Origin of the sequence: Janthinobacterium sp. YR213 (assembly GCF_900099875.1) — a bacterium.
GTDB classification, from domain to species: domain Bacteria; phylum Pseudomonadota; class Gammaproteobacteria; order Burkholderiales; family Burkholderiaceae_D; genus Janthinobacterium; species Janthinobacterium lividum.
Genome location: NZ_FNDA01000002.1, coordinates 1003967 through 1022026 on the forward strand (window position 1 = coordinate 1003967; position 18060 = coordinate 1022026).

The following is an 18060-nucleotide window of genomic DNA, read 5'->3' on the forward strand; positions in this document are numbered from 1 at the left end:
AGATGAACAACACATTCCGTTCGCTACGCATTCCCAATTACCGTATCTGGGCCGGCGGCGCCCTCGTGTCGAATATCGGCACGTGGATGCAGCGCACGGCGCAGGATTGGCTGGTGCTGAGCGAATTGACGCAGCACAATGCCAGCGCCGTCGGCATCGTCATGGCCTTGCAATTCGGCCCGCAACTGCTGTTGCTGCCGCTCACTGGCATGGCGGCCGATTTGCTTGACCGCAGGAAATTGCTGCTGTGCACGCAGGCGGCCATGGGCTTGCTGGCGCTGGGACTCGGGATATTGTGCATCAGTGGACAGGTAGCATTGTGGCACGTGTATGTGTTTGCTTTCCTGCTGGGCTGCGTGACGGCCTTCGATTCGCCCGTGCGCCAGACTTTTGTTGCCGAAATCGTCGGCGAAGAAGATTTGACGAATGCCGTGGCGCTCAATTCCACCTCGTTCAATGCGGCGCGCATGCTGGGTCCGGCGGTCGCCGGCTTGCTCATCAGCAGCGTTGGCAGCGGCTGGGTCTTCATCATCAACGCCGTCTCGTTTGCCGCCGTGATCGGTTCGCTGTTGCTGCTGCGCGTGGAATTGCTGCGCCGCGCGCCGCGCCTGAAGGCCACGCGCGCCAGCCTGGGCGAGGGTTTCCGCTATGTGCGCCAGCGGCCGGACCTGATGGCTATCTTGCTGATGCTGTTCCTGATCGGCACCTTCGGACTGAACTTCCCGATTTTCCTGTCGACCATGTCGGTGACGGCCTTCCATGCGGGCGCCGGCCAGTATGGCGTGCTCAGTTCCGTGATGGCGTGCGGTTCCGTGGCCGGCGCCTTGCTGGCGGCGGGACGCGGCCAGCCCACGCTGGCCTTGCTGCTGGGGGCGGCTGCGCTGTTCGGCCTGGCCTGCGCGCTGGCCGCCGTGATGCCCAATTACTGGCTGTTCGGCATGATGCTGGTGGTCATCGGCATCGCCGCGCAAAGCTTTACCACCAGCGTCAACAGCAGCGTGCAACTGTCGACGGCGCCCGCCATGCGGGGCCGCGTGATGGCTATACTGCTGGCCATCTCGGCGGGCGGCACGCCGCTGGGCGCGCCCATCGTGGGCTGGGTGGCCGACACCTTCGGCCCGCGCTGGGCGCTGGGCATAGCCGCCCTGTCGGGCCTGGCGGCGGCCCTCGTCGGCGTGCGCTACCTGGTCAAACATCACCAGTTGCGTTTGAATGTCGACTTGCGGCGCTGGCGCGTGGCGCTCAGCAGCGACCAGCCCTGAGGCGGCCAATCAGGGCGGCAGCAGGCCCGTGCGGGCGGCGGCAAGGATGGCGCCGCTCAAGCCGTCGAGCAGGCCGGACGCGGCGCGCGCCGTATGCCAGTGCAGCGGCACATCCAGTGGCGTACCGGGCAGCAGTTCGACCAGGTTGCCATTGTCGAGACAGGGCTGGATCAGCGCCTGCGGGTGCAAGCCCCAGCCCATGCCCGCCAGGGCGGCCGTGACGAAGGCGTGCGACGAGGGCAGGGCATGGCGCGGCAATTCAACATGCCGGTGGCACAGGCGCCGCACCCAGCGCGCCTGCAGCTCATCCTTGGTATTGAAGACGAGGCTGGGTGCCAGCACCAGGCTGGCGGCGCCCACGCCGTGGGCAAAATAGCGCTGCAGGAAGGCGGGACTGGCGGCCGCCAGGTAGCGCATGGCGCCCAGCGGGCGGCTGTTGCAGCCCGATGCGGGCCTGGCCGTGGCACTGACGGCGGCCAGCACGGCGCCGCTGCGCAGCCACTCGGCCGTATGGTCTTGGTCGTCGACGGCCACTTGCAGCAGCACCGGGTGCTCGGCCGCGAAGGCGGCGATGGCGGGCGCCAGCCAGGTGGCCAGGCTGTCGGCATTCACGGCGATGGGCACGCTGGCGCGCGAGGGCCCCTGCGCTGCCAGCGCCGGCAAGGTCCCCTGCAAATCCTGCTCGAGCAGCCGCACCTGGTCCACGTGCTGGCACAAGCGCCGGCCCGTTTCCGTGGCGCGGCAGGGCTGGTCGCGTATCACCAGCGCGCAGCCGACGCGCTCTTCCAGCAGGCGGATGCGCTGCGAAATGGCCGATGGCGTCACGTGCAAGGCGCGCGCCGCGCGCTCGAAACTGCCTTCGCGGATGACGGCGGCCAGCGCGGCGAGGGCGGCATAATCGAGCATGGATGAAGTTTTCCTTAATTGGCTGTAGAAAAGGTAGTTTGCCTTCATTCCTTCCGGCTGGCAAGATCGCCGCATGACACTCTCGACCGCCACCACACCGCTGGTTTTTTCCGTCTTTTTCCAGGGCTTGACCCTGGGCCTGGGACTCATCGTTGCCATCGGCTCGCAAAATGCCTTTGTCTTGCGGCAAGGCTTGCGCCGCGAACACGTGGGTGCCATCGTGCTGTTTTGCGCGCTGGCCGACGCGGCCCTGATTGCCGCCGGCGTCCTGGGCATGGCCAGTGCGCTGGGGCAGCGACCCTTGCTGGCCAGCGCGCTGGCGCTGGGCGGCGCCGTCTTCCTGGCCGTCTACGGTTGGCAAGCCCTGCGGCGCGCCCGCCGGCCGCAGCAGTTGCGCGCCTCCGAGGGGGGCGCGGGACTGGGCCTGGCGGCCATCCTGGCTCAGGCGGCGGCCTTCACCTTGCTCAACCCGCATGTGTATCTGGATACGGTATTGCTGGTGGGAAGTATTGGCGCCCAGCAGCCGGGCGCGCTGCGCGGCTGGTTTATTGTTGGCGCGAGCGCGGCCAGCCTGCTGTGGTTTGCAGCGCTGGGATATGGCGCGCGCTGGCTGGCGCCGTGGTTTGCGCGGCCCCGGGCCTGGCAAGTGCTCGACGGCTTGATCGGCGTCACCATGTTCGTGCTTTCCGCGCTGTTGCTGCGCCACGCGCTGGGCTGGTAGCCCTGATCAGCGCGCGGGCGGCAGCGGCGCCGGTGCAGGCGCTGCCGGGCGCAGGGGATTCGGTGGCGCGGGCGGCGGTGGCCGGTCGCGCGTGGCAAAGCCGCGCGGCAGCAGGCGCGCTGTTTCTATGCCGCGCAGGAACATGTTCTGGAAGGGCGTGGCCAGGTAGGGCAGGACCATGCCGATCACGAGCAAGCCCACGCCCAGGGTGACGGGGAAGCCGATACCAAAGATGTTCAGCTGCGGCGCGGCCCGTGTCAAGATGCCCAGCGCCACGTTGGTCAGCAGCAAGGCAGCGATGATGGGCAGCGAAATTTGCAGGCCGGAACGGAAGATTTCCCCGCCCCAGGCCGCCAATTGCTGGAAACCGCCGCCGCTGATGGGACTCGACGAAATCGGCAGGCTGACAAAGCTTTCCGCCAGCGCCGCCAGCAAGACCAGGTGGCCGTTGACGGTCAAAAACATTAACGTGGCCAGCATGACGAGGAACTGGCTGATGGCCGAAGACCTGCCCTTGGTTTGCGGATCGAAGAACGAGGCGAAGCCCAGGCCCATGGTGAGACTGCTGATCTCTCCGGCCATTTCGATGGCGGAAAACACGATGCGGATGGAAAAGCCCATGGCCAGGCCCACCAGCATCTCCTGTGTGAGGATCAGCAAGCCGGGCAAGGACATCGGGTTGACGGCAGGCAAGGCCGGCACGGTGGGGGCGATGATCATGGCCAGCAGCGCGCCCAGGGTCACTTTCACCGTGGCGGGCACGGCCGCGTTGCCGAACAGGGGGGCGGCCGCGATCAGGCCAAGGATGCGGCTAAGCGGCCACAGCAGTGCTGCGATCCAGGTATTGAGTTCGATGCTGGACAGGGTCAGCATAGGAGGATCAGCGATGGCTGCACTAACCCACCAGGTTCGGGATGCCCGTGAAGACCTGGCGCATGTAGTCGAGCATGACGGACAGCATCCAGGGGCCCGCCACGACGATGGCGACGAAAATGCCGACCAGCTTGGGGATGAAGGACAGGGTCGCCTCGTTGATCTGCGTGGCCGCCTGGAAGATACTCACGATCAAGCCGATGATGAGGGCGACCAGCAGCATGGGCGCGGCCACCATCAGGGTGATTTCCATCGCATGGCGGCCCAGGGTCATGACGCTTTCGGGTGTCATCGTATTTCCCCTAGTAAAAACTCTGTGACAGCGAGCCCAGCAGCAACTGCCAGCCATCGACGAGCACGAACAGCATCAGCTTGAACGGCAGCGAGATCGTGGCCGGCGACATCATCATCATACCCATCGACATCAGCACGCTGGCGACCACCATGTCGATGATCAGGAACGGGATGAAGATGGCAAAGCCGATCTGGAACGCCGTCTTCAGTTCACTGGTGACGAAGGCCGGCACGAGGATACGCAGCGGCACGTCTTCCGGACCTTGCAGGGCCGGCGAGCGCGACATCTTGGCGAACAGGGCCAGGTCGGCCTGGCGTGTCTGCTTGAGCATGAAGGTTTTCAGGGGATCGACGCCCTTGTCCATCGCCTGCTGCATGGTGATCTTGTTTTCCTGATAGGGCTGGTACGCATCCGTATAAATCTTGTCGAACACGGGGCCCATGACGAACAGGGTCAAAAACAGGGCCAGGCCCACCAGCACCTGGTTCGGCGGCGCCGATTGCGTGCCGATGGCCTGGCGCAGCAGGGACAGCACGATGATGATGCGCGTAAAGCAGGTCATCATCAGCAAGGCCGCCGGCAAAAAGGTGAGCGACGTCATCAGGATGAGCGTCTGCACCGGCAGCGAGTAATTCTGGCCGCCGCCCGGCGCCGGCGTGCTGTTGAAGGCCGGGATGCCCGGCTGGGCCATGGCCCATAGCGGCAAGGCCAGGGCGGCTGCCGCCAGCAGCCAGGTCAGGGGAGTCTTCAAGGTGGACCACGCCATCTGCTGCTTATTTCCCATTGCGTTTTTCGATGGTCTGTTTCAGCCACTCGGAAAAATTGGCGGCCGCGGGGCCGTTTTGCGCCGTGGCCAGTTGCGGCAGATCGCCTTCCTGGCGCGGCATGGTGGCCAGCGCGTTGATCCTGCCGGGCGAGGCGCCGACGACGATCCACTGGTCGGCCACTTCGACGAGGACGATGCGTTCGCGTCCGCCCAGGTTGAGCGAACTGACGACGCGCATCTTGTTGTTGCCGCCCATGACCTTGGGGCCATAGCGCTTCATGAACCAGGCCAGACCGATCAGGAGGGCCAGCACGAACATCAGCGCCAGGATGGTTTGCAGCAGACTGCCGGCCGAGCTGGTCGGCGCCATCGTCATCGGCGCGCCGGGCGGCATGGCGGGCAGGACGGCGGCAGGCGCGGAAGCCGGCACCGCTGCGGCGGCTGGCGGCGTCTCGCTCGCCACCGCGACGGAAGCGCTGGCGGCGCTGGCCGCCGGTGCCGAGGTGGCTGCCGGTTCAGCTTGGGCAATGCTGCATGCCGCCAGGAGCGGCAGCACAGTGGAAATCAACAGGCCAGGCTTCATTTATTGAGTTTTCGGATGCGTTCGGAAGGCGTGATGATGTCGGTCAGGCGGATGCCGAACTTGTCATTCACCACCACCACTTCGCCCTGGGCGATCAGGCAGCCGTTCACCAGCACGTCCATCGGTTCGCCGGCCAGGCCGTCGAGCTCGACCACGGAACCCTGTGCCAGCTGCAGCAGGTTCTTGATGGCGATCTTGGTACGGCCCAGTTCGACCGTCAGTTGCACGGGGATATCGAGGATGAAATCGATATCGTTGTGCGTTTCCGACTTTGATGCCTGCTTGGAAAAGTCCTTGAACACGGCGGCGCTGGCCGCGCTGGCCGTATTGGCGGCCTGGTTCTGCAGCGCTTCGGCTTCCGCCTTGGCCTGCTCGGCAATGGCCGCGCCCCAATCGTCTTCCGCGCTTTGGTCGTCTTGGTTGTCAGACATGTGTTTCTCCTGTTGTACTGATGCGGACCGCAGCGGCCCGGGTATTTTATTTAGTGGTTATTCATGTTATCGGCATTGGCGAGGAGTTTCTCCACCTTCAATGCATATTGTCCGTTCAACACGCCGTAGGTGCAATCCATCACGGGCACGCCGTCGACGGTGGCGGCGATCAGTTCGGGAATATTCAGGGGGATGATGTCGCCCACCTTCATGTTCAGGATTTCGTCGAACGACACGCGCGCCGTGCCCAGCGAGGCCACCAGCTCGACTTCGGCGATCTGGATCTGCTGCGTCATCAGGCGGATCCAGCGCTTGTCCACCTCCAGCGCCTCGCCCTGCAGGCTCGAGGTCAGCGAATCGCGGATCGGCTCGATCATCGAATACGGCATGCAGAAGTGGATTTGTCCGGAAACGGAGCCCAATTCCACCGTAAACGTGGACGCCACCACTACCTCGTTCGGCGTGGCGATGTTGGCGAACTGCGTGTTCATTTCTGAACGGATATATTCGAACTCGACGGGGAAGACCGGTTCCCACGACTTGGTGTACGCCTCGAAGACGATGTCGAGGATGCGCAGGATGATGCGCTGCTCCGTCTGCGTAAAGTCGCGCCCTTCGACGCGCGTATGGAAACGTCCGTCGCCGCCGAACAGGTTGTCGACCAGCAGGAAGACCAGGCCCGGATCGAAGACCATCAGGGCCGTGCCGCGCAGCGGCTTCATGTGCACCAAATTCAGATTGGTCGGCACCACCAGATTACGGATGAACTCACTGTATTTCGAGACGCGCACGGAACCGACCGACACTTCGGCGCTGCGGCGCAGGAAGTTGAACAGGCCCACGCGCAGCAGCCGGGCGAAACGCTCGTTGATAATTTCCAACGTTGGCATCCGGCCGCGCACGATGCGCTCCTGGGTTGCCAGGTTGTAGGTACGAACTCCCGTGACATCTTCCGGCGCCTGCGCGTCGTCCTGGTCTCCGTTGACGCCCTTCAGAAGGGCATCGACTTCTTCCTGGGAGAGGAAATTATCGGCCATGGCTGCTTATTGAATGATGAATGCGGTAAATAATACGTCCGTCACGTCCTGCTCCGGCCCTTTGTCCTCGAACGGCTGGTTCACCTGATTGATGATTTCGGCCGCCAGCTGCTGCTTGCCTTCCACGGTATTGAGTTCGGATGCCTTCTTGCCGGACAGCAGCAGCAGCAGGCGGCTGCGCACCTTCGGCATGTTCAGCTTGATGGAATCCATTTCTTCCGGACTGCTCACCTGCAGGGTAAACGCGATCTGCAGGTATTGTTCGCCATTTTCCGGCTGCAAGTTGACGGTGAAGGCATCGACGGGCACGAAGACGGGCGGACCTGCCTTGGACGCGGCATGTTTTTTCTTGCTGGGCGCCGATTCTTCTTTATCGGCCTTGCCATGCAGGAAGTACCAGGCGGCACCGCCACCGATGCCGCCAGCCACCAGCACCGAGGCCAGCACGATGATCAGAAGCTTCTTTTTCGAGGCGCCGGCGGGAGCCAGGCCTGCATCTGCTTTCGGATCTGCTTTCATTTTTGGATTTGCTTTCAATGGTACTCGAGTGCATGGAAGTGGATCACGACGCCATTATGTCATTATCAGCAAATTCTGCGCAGAAGGATGCAGTGAAAAGAGGGCGGAAGCGCCCTCAACTCGCTGTTTTTAGACGAAAAGTTACGCTGCGGGGCACGCCTGTGGCCCGAGGACGACGAATTATCCTCAGGCAAAGGTATCCACGGCACTCAGGCTGGGCCGGCTGCGTGTGCCGGTGGCCGGCGCGATGGCGATCTCGCCACCGGAGACGCCGCCACCCTGGCCATTGCCACGGCGTCCGCCAGATGCTTCCCGGTTACCCTGGTCCTGCTGTTCCGGCGTGCCGGCCGAGACCGTGGCGCTGCCAAAGGCGATGCCCGCTTCGCTCATCATTTCGCGCAAGCGCGGCATGGCCGCTTCGAGCGCCTGGCGCACTTCCGGCTGGGCCGACATGAAGGCGGCATCGGCCTGGTCATTGGTGACCGTCAGTACCACTTGCACGGGGCCCAGGTCGGGCGGATTCAGGGTCAGCGTGGCGCTCTGGTCGCCGCCGGCCGCCATCCACACGACTTTCTGTCCCAGTTGCTGGTCCCAGGCCGGCGTGCCGACCCGGCCCGCCAGCTTGTCGCTCGGCACGGCCACGGCGGCCGCGGCCTGCTGCAGCGCGCCCGGCTGCAACTGGGCCGCCAGGCGGCTCAGGTCGGCAGGTGTTTCCTTGATGATCGGCTCGGCCATGGCGGCGCCAGCCTTGGCGGTGGCTGCCAGTTGCGCGTCGATGGCCAGCTTGCCAGGTTCGGCCTTGCCGGCCGGCACGCTGGCGCCTGGCGTGCCGGCTGTCTTGCCCTGGGCCTGGAGCAGGCTGTCGGCAAAGTCGCCGCTGTCGGCTTGCGCGATGACGGTGGCGGCGGCCTTGCCGCTGCCCTGGCCGGCTGCCAGCAAGGGTCCTGTTGCCAGGTTCTTGCCCTCGGCCTTGCCGCTGGCGCGGGCCGGCAGTTCCGGCGCGGCCTTGGCCGCTGGCGGCTGGATGGCCAGCTGGATGCTGCCCACCAGGGCCAGCATCTCGGCGGCCGGATCGGCTGGCGGCGTGACTGTTGCGGCGGGGGCGGCAGGCACGCTGGCCTCGGCCGTGGCGCTGTCGGGTGTCGCCGCCTCGCTCGATTGCGCTGGCGGCTGTTCGCTGCTGGCCGCCTGTTCGGTGTCTGCCTGCGCCGGCTTCGCTTCGGTCGCTGGCGCCTGGGCGGGTGCTGGCGTGGCAGCAGGGCGGGCCGTCGGCGCAGGTGCTGGTACTTGCGCTTGCGCCATATTGCGGCTGGCCTGGCGTTGCTCGATCTGGCGGTTCAGGGTGCGCTGGAAGTCGCCCGCCGTGCCGCTGGCGGACGGCTGGCTGCGATTGGCGGCGCCCGGCGTGGCATTCGGCGAGACTATCTGGGAAATCGGGGTTGGCTGGGTTTGCATGATGCTGCCTCAGTGTTGCTTAGCGTTTGTAATAGGCTTGTCGCGCCGCGTGCTCATCCATTGCTTTCTGGTCGCGCTTGTTTTCCAGCTTCAGCGCCTGTTCCTGCGCCCGGTTGTTCAGGGTGGTGTACGACATGCGCTTGCGTTCGGCCAGCTGCCAGCGCATCTTTTCATTGTCGCTGCGCGCCTGCGCATGCTCGACCACCTGCTGCTGGCCCAGGATGGCGCTGTCGAGCTTGACCATGAAGGCCTGGAAGTTGCGGTAAGCCATGGGCGTGATACCGCTGCTCATGCTGGCCTCGAAGCGCTTGGCATAGTCGTCGCGGTAGCCGGACAGCATGTCGAGCTTTTCACGGCAATCGTCGAGCGCTTTCAGGGCCGCGCCCAGGCGCTTGGCGCAGTCGTCCGTTTCGCGCTGGGCAAGGTCGATCAGGGTTGCAAGTTGGGAAGGAGAAGCCATGACTGATTATATTCCCGCTATGCAAGCCCTAATCACTCGAATAGAGCGGTAAGTTGCCCCAAGCTCTCGTCCATGCTGACCCGCTCCGTGATTTGCTGTTGTAAAAACGCTTCAATCTTTTCATGCAGGGCGATGGCCTGGTCCAGCACGGGATCGGTGCCGGCGCTGTAGGCGCCCACGCTGATCAGGTCGCGGCTGCGTTCATAGCGCGAATACAGCTGTTTCAGCTTGCGCGCCTGCTGCTGGTGCTCGTGCGTGGTGATCGAATGGGCCGCACGCGAAATCGATTGCTCGATGTCGATGGCCGGATAGTGTCCCGCTTCGGCCAGGCGGCGGTTCAGCACGATGTGGCCATCGAGAATCGCGCGCGCCGAGTCGGCGATCGGGTCCTGCTGGTCGTCGCCCTCGGTCAGCACGGTGTAGAAGGCCGTGATCGAGCCGCCGCCTTCCTCGCCATTGCCGGCCCGCTCCACCAGCACGGGCAGCTTGGCGAAGACGGACGGCGGATAGCCCTTGGTGGCAGGCGGCTCGCCGATGGCCAGGGCGATTTCGCGCTGCGCCATGGCGTAGCGGGTCAGCGAATCCATGATCAGCAGCACGTTTTGCCCCTGGTCGCGGAAGTGTTCGGCAATCGCCGTCGCATATGCGGCCCCTTGCAGGCGCATCAGCGGCGGCGTGTCGGCCGGCGCGGCCACGACGACGGAGCGGGCCAGGCCTTCGGCGCCGAGAATCTGCTCGATGAATTCCTTGACTTCGCGTCCCCGTTCGCCGATCAGGCCGACGACGATCACGTCCGCTTCCGTGTAGCGGGCCATCATGCCCAGCAGCACGCTTTTACCCACGCCGGAACCGGCAAACAGGCCCATGCGCTGGCCACGGCCCACGGTCAGCATGGCATTGATCGAGCGCACGCCCACGTCGAGCGTGTCGACGATGGGCGCGCGGCCCAGGGGATTGGCGGGGCGAACGTTGATGGGGGCGCTGTCGGTCGTGTGCAGCGGACCCAGCTGGTCGAGCGGACGGCCCGCGCCATCGAGCACGCGGCCCAGCAGTTGCGGACCCACGGGCAGGTGGCGCGCGCGGTCGCTGGGACGGCGGCGCGGGTGCGCCACGCTGCCGGGGCGGGGAATGGCCGGTTCGACGGAAAACACGCGCGTGCCGGGCACGATGCCTTCGACGTCGCTTTGCGGCATCAAGAACAGGCGTTCGCCTTCAAACCCCACCACTTCCGCCTCGACCCGGCCGCCATTCGGCAGCGGCACGGTGCAGGCGGCGCCGACGGCCAGGCGCAGGCCCACGGCTTCCATCACCAGGCCGGCCACGCGCGTGACCCGGCCTGAAATCTGCATCGGTTCGACAAAACCAACCACGGCCGAACAGTCGCTCAGGTAGGCGCGCCAGCGCGCCGCATGGGCTGTGGGGCCTTTGACGGGCTCGCTCACGGCGCCAGCCAGTCCAGGTCTTTGCCCAGCGCATGCGTCAGGCGGTGCCAGCGGGTGGACGTCTGCGCGTCGATCTGGTTGCTGGCCGTGTCGATCTTGCAACCGCCGCGTTCCACGCTGGGGTCTTCGATGACGCGCCAGCCACCCTTGTCGAGCTCGTCTCCGATGCCGTCGCGCACGACTTGCGCATCTTCCGGGTTGAGCATCAGCAAGGCAGGTTGTTGTAGCACAGGCAAGTATTCGATGGCTTCGCGCACCACGGGCAGCATCAGTTCGGGACGCACGGGCAAGGCCGTCTTCAGCATGCCCTTGGCCAGTTGCAGGGCCAGTTCCATCACGTCATTGGCGATCAGTTCGTCGGCCTGGTGCACGGCCGTGCCGAAGTCGACGGCGATGGTTTGCAGGTGCGCCAGCTCGATGGCGGAAGCCGCCTTGCCTTCCGCATACGATTGCGCGTGCCCATCGGCATGTCCGGCCGCATGGCCTTCCGTATAGCCGGCCGCGCGGCCTTCGTCGAAGGCCGTGGCGCGCGCCTCCTCGCGGATGGCGTCGAGTTCTTCCTGCGTCGGATATTCGAGCGGCGGAGCCGGTTCTTCCTCGTGCAGCTCGGCAAATGGGTCGAACTCGGGCTCGGGGTCCGGTTCGAGCAGCTTGCGCGCCGCCACCACGCTGGGACGCTCGTCGCCAAACGAGGTCATTTCCCAGCGCTGGTAGGCGGTTTGCTGCTCTTTGGGAATCAAATTAGACAAACGAATCCTCGCCTTTTCCGCCTAAGACAATCTGCCCCTCGTCCGCCAGGCGGCGCACGATCTGCAGGATCTGTTTCTGCTGCGATTCCACTTCCGACAGGCGCACGGGGCCTTTCGACTCCAGGTCTTCGCGCATCATCTCGCCGGCGCGCTGCGACATGTTCTTGAAGATCTTGTCGCGCAGCTCTTGCGAGGCGCCTTTCAGGGCGATGATCAGCATTTCCGACTGCACTTCGCGCAACAGCAGCTGGATGCCGCGGTCGTCGATATCGATCACGTTGTCGAACACGAACATTTCGTCCATGATCTTTTGCGCCATGTCGTTGTCGTAGTTCTTGATATTGTCCATGACGGAGCCTTCCTGCTCGCCGCTCATGAAGTTCAGGATCTCGGCCGCCGCGCGCACGCCGCCCAGCGACGATTTCTTGATGTTTTCGTTACCGGACAGCAGTTTCGTCAGCACGTCGTTGAGTTCGCGCAAGGCGGCCGGCTGTACGCCGTCCAGGGTGGCGATGCGCAAGACCACGTCGTTGCGCAAACGGTCCGTGAAGTGGCCGAGGATTTCGCAAGCCTGGTCGCGTTCCAGGTGGACGAGGATGGTGGCGATGATCTGCGGGTGTTCGTTGCGGATCAGCTCGGACACGGATTGCGAATCCATCCACTTCAGCGATTCGATGCCGGACGCATCCTTGCCGCCCAGGATGCGCGACAGCAGCACGGACGCCTTGTCGTCGCCCAGCGCCTTGGTGAGGACTTGGCGGATGTATTCGTCCGAATCGAGGCCGACGGTGGAATTGAGTTCCGTCTGCGCGCGGAAGTCGTCGAGCACCTCGACCACCTGCTCGTGCGCGATGCCCTTCATGGTGGCCATGGCGGCGCCCAGTTTCAGCACTTCGCGCGGGCCGAGGAATTTCATGACCTCGGCCGCTTCGCTCTCGCCCAGTGCCAGCATCAGGATCGATGCTTTTTGCAGTCCCGTTGTCTCAGTCATTATTGCCTATCCATGCTTTGATTACGTTGGCCACCACGCGCGGGTCTTCCTGCGCCAGTTTCCTGGCCATCGCCAGGTTTTCGCGATAACCGCGGGCCGTATCTTCTTCCAGTTCTTCCAGCTCCGCTTCGCTGAGCAGGACTTCGTTTTCTTCGCCGTCCTTGGCCAGTTCCGGCTCGATGACGGGCGGCGGCGCGCCGAAATCGTCGATCTTGCGCATCACGGGGCGCAGCATCGGACGCACGATCTTGATGAAGATGTACAGCAGAATCAGGGCCGTGATGAGGAATTTCGCCAGTTCCTTGGCCAGCGGCAAGTTGGCCGGGTCGCGCCACCACTCCAGCTTGCCTTCCGGCGCGCGGTCGATGCCGTCGAAGGGCGAGTTGGCCACGCTGAAACTGTCGCCGCGTTCCTTGTTGTAGCCCATCGCTTCCTTCACCAGATTATTGATCTGGACCATTTCGGCAGGGGAAATCGGCTTGACCGTGACCTTGCCATCCTTGTCGAAGGTGCGGCGGTAATTGACGACGACGGCGACCGACAGGCGGCGCAGGCCGCCCATGGATTTCTGTTCGTAGCGCACGGTCTTGTCAACTTCGTAATTCGTCGTCGATTCCTTCTGTGTCGGTGCCGTCGGCGCGCCGCCCGGGGCGCCTGGCGCCTCGGCCGTCAGCGGAGCCGTCGCCACGCCTGGCGGCTGGTTCGACAGCGCGCCCGGCACGCCGGACGGGTTGGCATTGCCGGCGCCTGTCGATTCGCTCGTTTGCTGGCTGCGGATGGTGGATGCTTCCGGCGGCGAATTCGGCTTGTAGGTTTCGGCGGCCTGCTCGCTTTGCGAGAAATCCACGTCGGCCGTCGCTTCGGCGCGCACATTGCCTTCGCCGACGATCGGCAGCAAGATCGATTCGACTTGCTTGATCACGCTTTGCTGCAACTGCTGCACGTACTTTAATTGGTTCGGGTCCAGGCTCTTGATGCCGTTGGCGCGGTCCTTGTCCTTTTCCTGGTTCGACAGCAGGGTGCCGGCCTGGTCGACCACGGTGACATTGATTGGCAGCAATTCCGGCACGCTGGACGCCACCAGATGCACGATGGCGCTCACCTGCAGCTGGTCGAGGCCGCGGCCCGGGTGCAGGTTCAGCAGCACGGAAGCCGTCGGTTTTTGCTGTTCACGCACGAAGACGGACGGTTTCGGCAGGGCCAGGTGGACGCGCGCCGTGTCGACGGCGGACACCGATTCGATCGATTTCGCCAGTTCGCCTTCCAGCGCGCGCTGGAAATTGACCTGTTCCAGGAACTGCGACACGCCCAGTTTCTGGTTTTCCATCAGCTCGAAGCCCACGTTGCCGCCCTTCGGCAAGCCTTGCGCGGCCAGTTTCAGGCGCGCATCGTGGACTTGTTCGGATGGCACGAGAATGGCGCCGCCGCCTTCGGAAAACTTGTGCTTGATGCCCAGCTGGTCCAGCGACGCGGTGATGGCGCCGCCGTCGCGGTCCGTGTAATTGGAGAACAGGACTTTGTATTCGGGCGGCTGGTTCCACATGTACAGGGCCACGCCGATGGCGATCAATGCCGCCACGCCCAGGCCGCGCAGGAAATTCTTGCCCATCGGCGTCTTGGCGAAGGCTTGCACGGATTCCACGGGCGAGCGGGCAGGCGCCGGTTCAGGCGGTATGCGGTTTACATCGATTTCTTCGGCTACAGCCATGATTGCCTTCCAGGGCGTGTGGTTTGACGGGTATTCGTTGCTGCGTGGGGGCCGCTTCCTCGGGAGGAGGGGGCGATATGCAGAATTATCCGCCACTGTCACGCGCTTCAATCGTCCAAATAGAAGGCGCTTTTGCCGCCTGCTCGGCCGAGCGGCTGGCGTTGGCGCTGGTATTGTGGAACCCTGGCAACATGTGACGGAAGTTATTGTACCCGTCGTTGCCTGGCAAACCAGGGTTTTGTTCTCTGGGTGCAACAGGCAAGGAACAGTTATGCAGCAGACCAGAATCGGGAGGTAAAGTGAAAACAGGCGGTATCGATAGCAGCAGGATCGAGGCGATGATCGCGCAACTGAAGTCGGCGGCCACGCGGCCGGAGGCGAAAATACCGGCGATCCAGACCGAGATGCCGGCAGCAAAGGTGAATTTTGCCGATGCCTTCAAGAGCGCGCTGGACTCCGTGAGCGGCGCGCAAAAGGCCTCGTCGGCGCTGGGCCAGCGCTTTACCATGGGCGATGAAAAGGTCAGCCTGTCGGACGTGATGGTGTCGATGCAAAAGTCGAGCATCGAATTCCAGGCGACGGTGCAGGTGCGCAATAAGTTAGTCTCGGCATATCATGAGATCATGAACATGCAGGTGTAAACGTCGCACCAAAGCTACTGCGCGGCGCCCTTTGCGGCCTGCGATGCTCGCTGTACTTCAGTACAGCTGCGCGTCTCGGCCGCAAATCATCGCCGCTCGCTACGCTTTGGCGGGACGTTTTGTGGCCTTCAATTCTTCCTTAACCCAACCCCGCCATGCGCGCATTTCTCTCGCGCTCAAGTCGCGTGATATAGCGCTGCACGTGCGCCAGCATGCTGCGTGGCAGGTCGACGAACTGGCAGCCCAGGCGGCGGTTCAGCTTGTTGTTCAGCAGGGTCATGTCCAGCGAATTGCGAATTTGCAAAGTCGCGGTGACGATGCCGACGTCGGGCAGGTCGATGCGGCAGCCGGGATAGTCCCTGCCGATGGTTTCGCCCAGCATCAGTTTATTGTCGAGGATGGCGATGCCGCCGCAGCTGATGTCGGCCAGCGGAAACAGGGTGTCGGCGCCGCCCAGCGATGGCGGCAGGGGAATCGCCACGCGCACGGGATTGCTCACGGGCGTCGTCATGCGGTAATACTCGCGCCGCTGCAAGCGGATCAGCGTTTCTGGAATGGCAATTTTCAAGGCGGGCGTGCCGCCATAATTGCACTCTTCCACCAGGGCGCTGGCAAACAGGATGCGGATCTTGTCGAGCGAGGTTTCAAACGAGATGCCAGTGGCGGCCACCATGCGCCGGTTCTGGTCGGCGTTCACGGAACGGTCGAGGATGACGGTATCGCGTTCGGCATCGACTTCCAGGATGGAGGTGACGCACACATCGGATTCACCGTGGATCAGCATGCGGATCAGCTGGTTCTTTTCGCTGATGCTGCGCAGCAAGGCGATGATTTCCCGCCGCGATTCCACTTCAAAATCATGCCAGTTTTCGAGGCCGGAATCCATAATATGTGCTTGCATTGATGCCTGTCTATGTATCGGTGAGGTTGACGCTGGTGTCGGGCGGCGGCGGGATCGGCCCGCCATTCGCAGATTCAATATGATATAACCAGGCCAGCAGTTCCGCAATCGCCCGATACAGGCCGGGCGGAATCTGGCGGTCCAGGTCGACATCCATCAACAGCGCCACCAATTCCTTCGATTCATGCACGAAGACGCCGTGTTCGCGCGCCGTGCTGATGATCTGGTCCGCGATCAGGCCGCTGCCCTTGGCCACCACCTTGGGCGCCGGCGTGCCGCTCTGGTAGGCCAATGCGACGGCCGTCTGCGGCACCTTGCGCCTGGTGTCGTCAAGCATCATCTGCTTCCGCTGGCTCGGCAGCGTCCGGCTTGCCGGCGATCGTCAGCGACGATAATGGCCATCCCGCCGCGTCGAGCGACGCTTCCAGCCGCGCCGCATGCTGGCGCAAGGTGTCGGCGCTGCCTTCGCTGCCCGCTTGCAGCTGGATGGCCACGCGGCCGCCCTGCAAGACCACGTGCGCGGCCAGATCGCCCAGCAGGGGAAACTGGAAGCGCACATTGCTGCGCCAGGCCGTCGCTTCCTCGTCGCCATCGCGGCCATCGTGCTGCTGTCCTTCCGGCGCATCCTTGCTGATATCCCATTGCATCTTCTGGCCGGGCCAGGCTTCGCCCTGCCACTGCACGCGCGCCTGTTCGTGCGTATGCAGCTGTAAATTGATCAGTTGTGCCGAGGCCAGGTCGGTCCCCGTTCTGGCCATGTCGCCCTGTGCCGCCTTCTGCATTTGCGGCTCCAGCAGCAGCGACGCCAGCGGCCGCTTGCCTTCGGCCCATTCCTCCACATGCGATTCATAGAACAGGCCGCTGCTGCCGACGGCGTCGCGCAGGTTCTGGGCTACCTGGGCCGGAGCGGCGCCCGGCGTGGCCATCAGCGGCGTCTTGCCGACCAGCGACAGGGGCGCGCCGGGCACGCTTTCGGCCTGGCTGAGCACGCTGCTGATGGCGCGCGCGGTGGTGCTCAGCTCGGGCGCAGGCGTGTCGCCTGCGAGGGCGGGCAGCAGATTGGCTGGCGTCAGGGGGGCACGGCTGAGCAGGGTGGCGGCCGTGCTGCTGGCGCGCGTGCCCGCCTGGGCGGCGCCGGCCTGGGGGCCACGCGTTTCGGCCGCGTCCGGTTCTGCCTCCGCATCCGCATACGTCAGCAGGGCGCTGGCGGGCTGGTCGCGGTTATTGCCGATCTGAAAAGAGGGGCGGGGATTGATGCCGATCAAGGTCAGGGGGATTTCCGTACCCGGCTGGGCGCCGGCGGGCAGCTGCATGCGGGCCGGAGTGCCGGCCACGCGCACGAGGAAGCTGCCGTCGCCCATGCGGGCCAGTACTTGTCCCTGCATGGATTTGCCGATGAGTCCCTGCAGCGAGCGCTGGAACTCGGCCTGGCGCGGGTCGGCGACGGCATCGGCCGCCCGCGTGGCCTTGACCGGGGTCAAGGGCGTCATGCCGATCGCATCCATCTTCGGCAACATGGCGCCCCCGTGTGCGCTTACGCGCCGTAGGCGTTGGCCAGGCGCCGTTCAGTGCCGGTGCTGTTGATCAGCTTGGACAATTGTGCCATCCATGGCATGGTCAGGTCGCGGATCTTGCGGTCGTCTTCCAGGATCTGCTTGATCAGGGCAACCTTGCGCTGGCGGCCAGCACTTTCCAGCACGACTTTTTCTTCATTCGCCTTCAGCGTGGCCACATGCGCGCTGATGCGCTGTTCCAGCGCTTCGAGCTCGTCCCAGTCGGCGTTGGTGGCGGCGGTTACCATCTGGCCCGTCAGGGTCTGCATGGCTTCGTAGGTGGTCAGGACTTCTTGATTCGTCATCATGGGTCAGGCGCTCGCAAGGCTGGGCATACGTTTCAAATCGGCACCGGGAATGGCGGCGGGGGTGGCGCCGATGGCGTTCCAAGTTTCGCGCAGGTCGGTCAGCAGGCGCTGTACTTCTTCCAGCAGGGTAACATCGTTGTTCAGATTGGCCGTCAGCAGGCGCGCGCTCATGTACTCATACAGGGCGTCGAGGCCTTCGGCGATCTGGCCGCCCGCTTCCTTGTCCAGGCTGGCGCGCAAGCCATTGTCGATGATCTGGATGGCTTTCGAGATGGACTTGCCTTTTTCCGGCACATTGCCCGATTTCATGTGCATCTGCGCGCTGAGCACGGCCACCAGGGCGCCGTCGTACAGCATCACGATCAGCTTGTGCGGCGAGGCCGAAACGATGCCCGTTTCCAGGCCGACCTTGGCATAGGCATTGACGCCGCGTTGTTGGGTTCCAAACATATGTTCTCC

Annotated in this window: 23 protein-coding genes; 3 read left to right on the forward strand and 20 right to left on the reverse strand. The window is 64.2% G+C overall.

The window, feature by feature from the left end; all coding sequences use genetic code 11:
- Positions 1–2: 2 nt before the first annotated feature.
- On the forward strand, positions 3–1262 hold the full coding sequence (locus BLT98_RS13715) for an MFS transporter (protein ID WP_092608494.1): 1260 nt from the start codon (positions 3–5) through the stop codon (positions 1260–1262).
- 9 nt (positions 1263–1271) lie between these two features.
- Here BLT98_RS13715 and BLT98_RS13720 read toward each other — a convergent pair whose 3' ends face one another.
- Positions 1272–2168 (reverse strand): LysR family transcriptional regulator ArgP, encoded by an 897-nt coding sequence (locus BLT98_RS13720; protein ID WP_092608497.1) that lies wholly within the window; start codon positions 2166–2168, stop codon positions 1272–1274.
- Positions 2169–2241: 73 nt separating this feature from the next.
- Between BLT98_RS13720 and BLT98_RS13725 the strand changes: the two genes are divergently transcribed.
- Complete coding sequence (locus tag BLT98_RS13725) at positions 2242–2889, forward strand: LysE/ArgO family amino acid transporter (RefSeq protein ID WP_092608500.1); 648 nt, start codon at positions 2242–2244, stop codon at positions 2887–2889.
- Positions 2890–2895: 6 nt separating this feature from the next.
- On the opposite strand, the gene fliR is transcribed toward BLT98_RS13725, so the two are convergent.
- The 14 genes from fliR to BLT98_RS29520 all read right to left on the reverse strand — a co-directional run bounded on the left by fliR (position 2896) and on the right by BLT98_RS29520 (position 14640).
- Positions 2896–3762: a flagellar biosynthetic protein FliR gene (fliR, locus tag BLT98_RS13730; RefSeq protein ID WP_092608503.1), complete on the reverse strand. Its 867-nt coding sequence runs from the start codon at positions 3760–3762 to the stop codon at positions 2896–2898.
- A 22-nt stretch (positions 3763–3784) separates the two neighbouring features.
- Positions 3785–4054: a flagellar biosynthesis protein FliQ gene (fliQ, locus tag BLT98_RS13735; protein WP_034754044.1), complete on the reverse strand. Its 270-nt coding sequence runs from the start codon at positions 4052–4054 to the stop codon at positions 3785–3787.
- 10 nt (positions 4055–4064) lie between these two features.
- On the reverse strand, positions 4065–4748 hold the full coding sequence (fliP, locus tag BLT98_RS13740; protein ID WP_223279098.1) for a flagellar type III secretion system pore protein FliP: 684 nt from the start codon (positions 4746–4748) through the stop codon (positions 4065–4067).
- A gap of 82 nt (positions 4749–4830) precedes the next feature.
- Positions 4831–5406: a flagellar biosynthetic protein FliO gene (gene fliO, locus BLT98_RS13745; protein WP_092608507.1), complete on the reverse strand. Its 576-nt coding sequence runs from the start codon at positions 5404–5406 to the stop codon at positions 4831–4833.
- Positions 5403–5837: a flagellar motor switch protein FliN gene (gene fliN, locus BLT98_RS13750; protein WP_034754038.1), complete on the reverse strand. Its 435-nt coding sequence runs from the start codon at positions 5835–5837 to the stop codon at positions 5403–5405. The genes fliO and fliN overlap by 4 nt, the downstream gene beginning before the upstream one ends.
- A gap of 50 nt (positions 5838–5887) precedes the next feature.
- Positions 5888–6874, reverse strand: a complete 987-nt coding sequence (fliM, locus tag BLT98_RS13755) for a flagellar motor switch protein FliM (protein ID WP_034754035.1) — start codon at positions 6872–6874, stop codon at positions 5888–5890.
- A gap of 6 nt (positions 6875–6880) precedes the next feature.
- On the reverse strand, positions 6881–7393 hold the full coding sequence (fliL, locus tag BLT98_RS13760; protein ID WP_070259366.1) for a flagellar basal body-associated protein FliL: 513 nt from the start codon (positions 7391–7393) through the stop codon (positions 6881–6883).
- Between the two features lie 186 nt (positions 7394–7579).
- Positions 7580–8848 carry a flagellar hook-length control protein FliK gene (locus BLT98_RS13765; RefSeq protein ID WP_092608510.1) on the reverse strand — a complete coding sequence of 423 codons (1269 nt, stop codon included), beginning with the start codon at positions 8846–8848 and terminating at the stop codon, positions 7580–7582.
- A 19-nt stretch (positions 8849–8867) separates the two neighbouring features.
- Complete coding sequence (fliJ, locus tag BLT98_RS13770) at positions 8868–9308, reverse strand: flagellar export protein FliJ (RefSeq protein ID WP_070259362.1); 441 nt, start codon at positions 9306–9308, stop codon at positions 8868–8870.
- Positions 9309–9340: 32 nt separating this feature from the next.
- Positions 9341–10657: a flagellar protein export ATPase FliI gene (gene fliI, locus BLT98_RS13775; protein WP_240317724.1), complete on the reverse strand. Its 1317-nt coding sequence runs from the start codon at positions 10655–10657 to the stop codon at positions 9341–9343.
- Between the two features lie 89 nt (positions 10658–10746).
- Positions 10747–11448 (reverse strand): flagellar assembly protein FliH, encoded by a 702-nt coding sequence (locus BLT98_RS13780; protein ID WP_092608742.1) that lies wholly within the window; start codon positions 11446–11448, stop codon positions 10747–10749.
- A gap of 43 nt (positions 11449–11491) precedes the next feature.
- A complete protein-coding gene (fliG, locus tag BLT98_RS13785) occupies positions 11492–12490 on the reverse strand; it encodes a flagellar motor switch protein FliG (protein WP_034787109.1) in 999 nt (332 codons plus the stop codon).
- Complete coding sequence (gene fliF / locus BLT98_RS13790) at positions 12483–14198, reverse strand: flagellar basal-body MS-ring/collar protein FliF (protein ID WP_070281292.1); 1716 nt, start codon at positions 14196–14198, stop codon at positions 12483–12485. The genes fliG and fliF overlap by 8 nt, the downstream gene beginning before the upstream one ends.
- Positions 14199–14283: 85 nt before the next feature.
- Positions 14284–14640, reverse strand: a complete 357-nt coding sequence (locus BLT98_RS29520) for a hypothetical protein (RefSeq protein ID WP_242704698.1) — start codon at positions 14638–14640, stop codon at positions 14284–14286.
- On the opposite strand from BLT98_RS29520, the gene fliE reads away from it, so the two are divergent.
- Positions 14537–14839 carry a flagellar hook-basal body complex protein FliE gene (gene fliE, locus BLT98_RS13795; protein ID WP_230539976.1) on the forward strand — a complete coding sequence of 101 codons (303 nt, stop codon included), beginning with the start codon at positions 14537–14539 and terminating at the stop codon, positions 14837–14839. The two genes, BLT98_RS29520 and fliE, sit on opposite strands and share 104 nt — an antisense overlap.
- 139 nt (positions 14840–14978) lie before the next feature.
- Here the strand turns inward: fliE and BLT98_RS13800 are convergent, their stop codons facing one another.
- Genes BLT98_RS13800 through fliS form a run of 5 tightly spaced genes read right to left on the reverse strand, consistent with a single transcriptional unit; the run spans position 14979 to position 18051 of the window.
- On the reverse strand, positions 14979–15725 hold the full coding sequence (locus tag BLT98_RS13800) for a flagellar brake protein (RefSeq protein WP_080753686.1): 747 nt from the start codon (positions 15723–15725) through the stop codon (positions 14979–14981).
- A 25-nt stretch (positions 15726–15750) separates the two neighbouring features.
- Positions 15751–16077, reverse strand: coding sequence for an EscU/YscU/HrcU family type III secretion system export apparatus switch protein (locus BLT98_RS13805; protein WP_034787205.1), 327 nt, complete (start codon positions 16075–16077; stop codon positions 15751–15753).
- Positions 16070–17257 (reverse strand): flagellar hook-length control protein FliK, encoded by a 1188-nt coding sequence (locus tag BLT98_RS13810; protein WP_092608513.1) that lies wholly within the window; start codon positions 17255–17257, stop codon positions 16070–16072. Before BLT98_RS13810 ends, BLT98_RS13805 begins: the two co-directional genes overlap by 8 nt.
- 17 nt (positions 17258–17274) lie before the next feature.
- Positions 17275–17601, reverse strand: coding sequence for a flagellar protein FliT (locus BLT98_RS13815; protein ID WP_070259351.1), 327 nt, complete (start codon positions 17599–17601; stop codon positions 17275–17277).
- Positions 17602–17604: 3 nt separating this feature from the next.
- Entirely contained in the window at positions 17605–18051 is a 447-nt protein-coding gene (fliS, locus tag BLT98_RS13820) for a flagellar export chaperone FliS (RefSeq protein ID WP_092608516.1), read from the reverse strand.
- Positions 18052–18060: the final 9 nt, after the last annotated feature.

Coding starts and splice junctions, on each gene's coding strand:
- fliE (WP_230539976.1), top strand. CDS start 14,537: ATGATCGCGCAACTGAAGTCGGCGGCCACGCGGCCGGAGGCGAAAATA.
- fliN (WP_034754038.1), bottom strand. CDS start 5,837: ATGTCTGACAACCAAGACGACCAAAGCGCGGAAGACGATTGGGGCGCG.
- BLT98_RS13810 (WP_092608513.1), bottom strand. CDS start 17,257: ATGTTGCCGAAGATGGATGCGATCGGCATGACGCCCTTGACCCCGGTC.
- BLT98_RS13800 (WP_080753686.1), bottom strand. CDS start 15,725: ATGGATTCCGGCCTCGAAAACTGGCATGATTTTGAAGTGGAATCGCGG.
- fliI (WP_240317724.1), bottom strand. CDS start 10,657: ATGCAGATTTCAGGCCGGGTCACGCGCGTGGCCGGCCTGGTGATGGAA.
- fliO (WP_092608507.1), bottom strand. CDS start 5,406: ATGAAGCCTGGCCTGTTGATTTCCACTGTGCTGCCGCTCCTGGCGGCA.
- fliF (WP_070281292.1), bottom strand. CDS start 14,198: ATGGCTGTAGCCGAAGAAATCGATGTAAACCGCATACCGCCTGAACCG.
- BLT98_RS13780 (WP_092608742.1), bottom strand. CDS start 11,448: ATGACCTCGTTTGGCGACGAGCGTCCCAGCGTGGTGGCGGCGCGCAAG.
- fliR (WP_092608503.1), bottom strand. CDS start 3,762: ATGCTGACCCTGTCCAGCATCGAACTCAATACCTGGATCGCAGCACTG.
- BLT98_RS13765 (WP_092608510.1), bottom strand. CDS start 8,848: ATGCAAACCCAGCCAACCCCGATTTCCCAGATAGTCTCGCCGAATGCC.
- fliJ (WP_070259362.1), bottom strand. CDS start 9,308: ATGGCTTCTCCTTCCCAACTTGCAACCCTGATCGACCTTGCCCAGCGC.
- fliP (WP_223279098.1), bottom strand. CDS start 4,748: ATGGCCCAGCCGGGCATCCCGGCCTTCAACAGCACGCCGGCGCCGGGC.
- BLT98_RS13720 (WP_092608497.1), bottom strand. CDS start 2,168: ATGCTCGATTATGCCGCCCTCGCCGCGCTGGCCGCCGTCATCCGCGAA.
- BLT98_RS13805 (WP_034787205.1), bottom strand. CDS start 16,077: ATGCTTGACGACACCAGGCGCAAGGTGCCGCAGACGGCCGTCGCATTG.
- BLT98_RS13715 (WP_092608494.1), top strand. CDS start 3: ATGAACAACACATTCCGTTCGCTACGCATTCCCAATTACCGTATCTGG.
- fliM (WP_034754035.1), bottom strand. CDS start 6,874: ATGGCCGATAATTTCCTCTCCCAGGAAGAAGTCGATGCCCTTCTGAAG.
- fliS (WP_092608516.1), bottom strand. CDS start 18,051: ATGTTTGGAACCCAACAACGCGGCGTCAATGCCTATGCCAAGGTCGGC.
- BLT98_RS13725 (WP_092608500.1), top strand. CDS start 2,242: ATGACACTCTCGACCGCCACCACACCGCTGGTTTTTTCCGTCTTTTTC.
- fliG (WP_034787109.1), bottom strand. CDS start 12,490: ATGACTGAGACAACGGGACTGCAAAAAGCATCGATCCTGATGCTGGCA.
- fliQ (WP_034754044.1), bottom strand. CDS start 4,054: ATGACACCCGAAAGCGTCATGACCCTGGGCCGCCATGCGATGGAAATC.
- BLT98_RS13815 (WP_070259351.1), bottom strand. CDS start 17,601: ATGATGACGAATCAAGAAGTCCTGACCACCTACGAAGCCATGCAGACC.
- fliL (WP_070259366.1), bottom strand. CDS start 7,393: ATGAAAGCAGATCCGAAAGCAGATGCAGGCCTGGCTCCCGCCGGCGCC.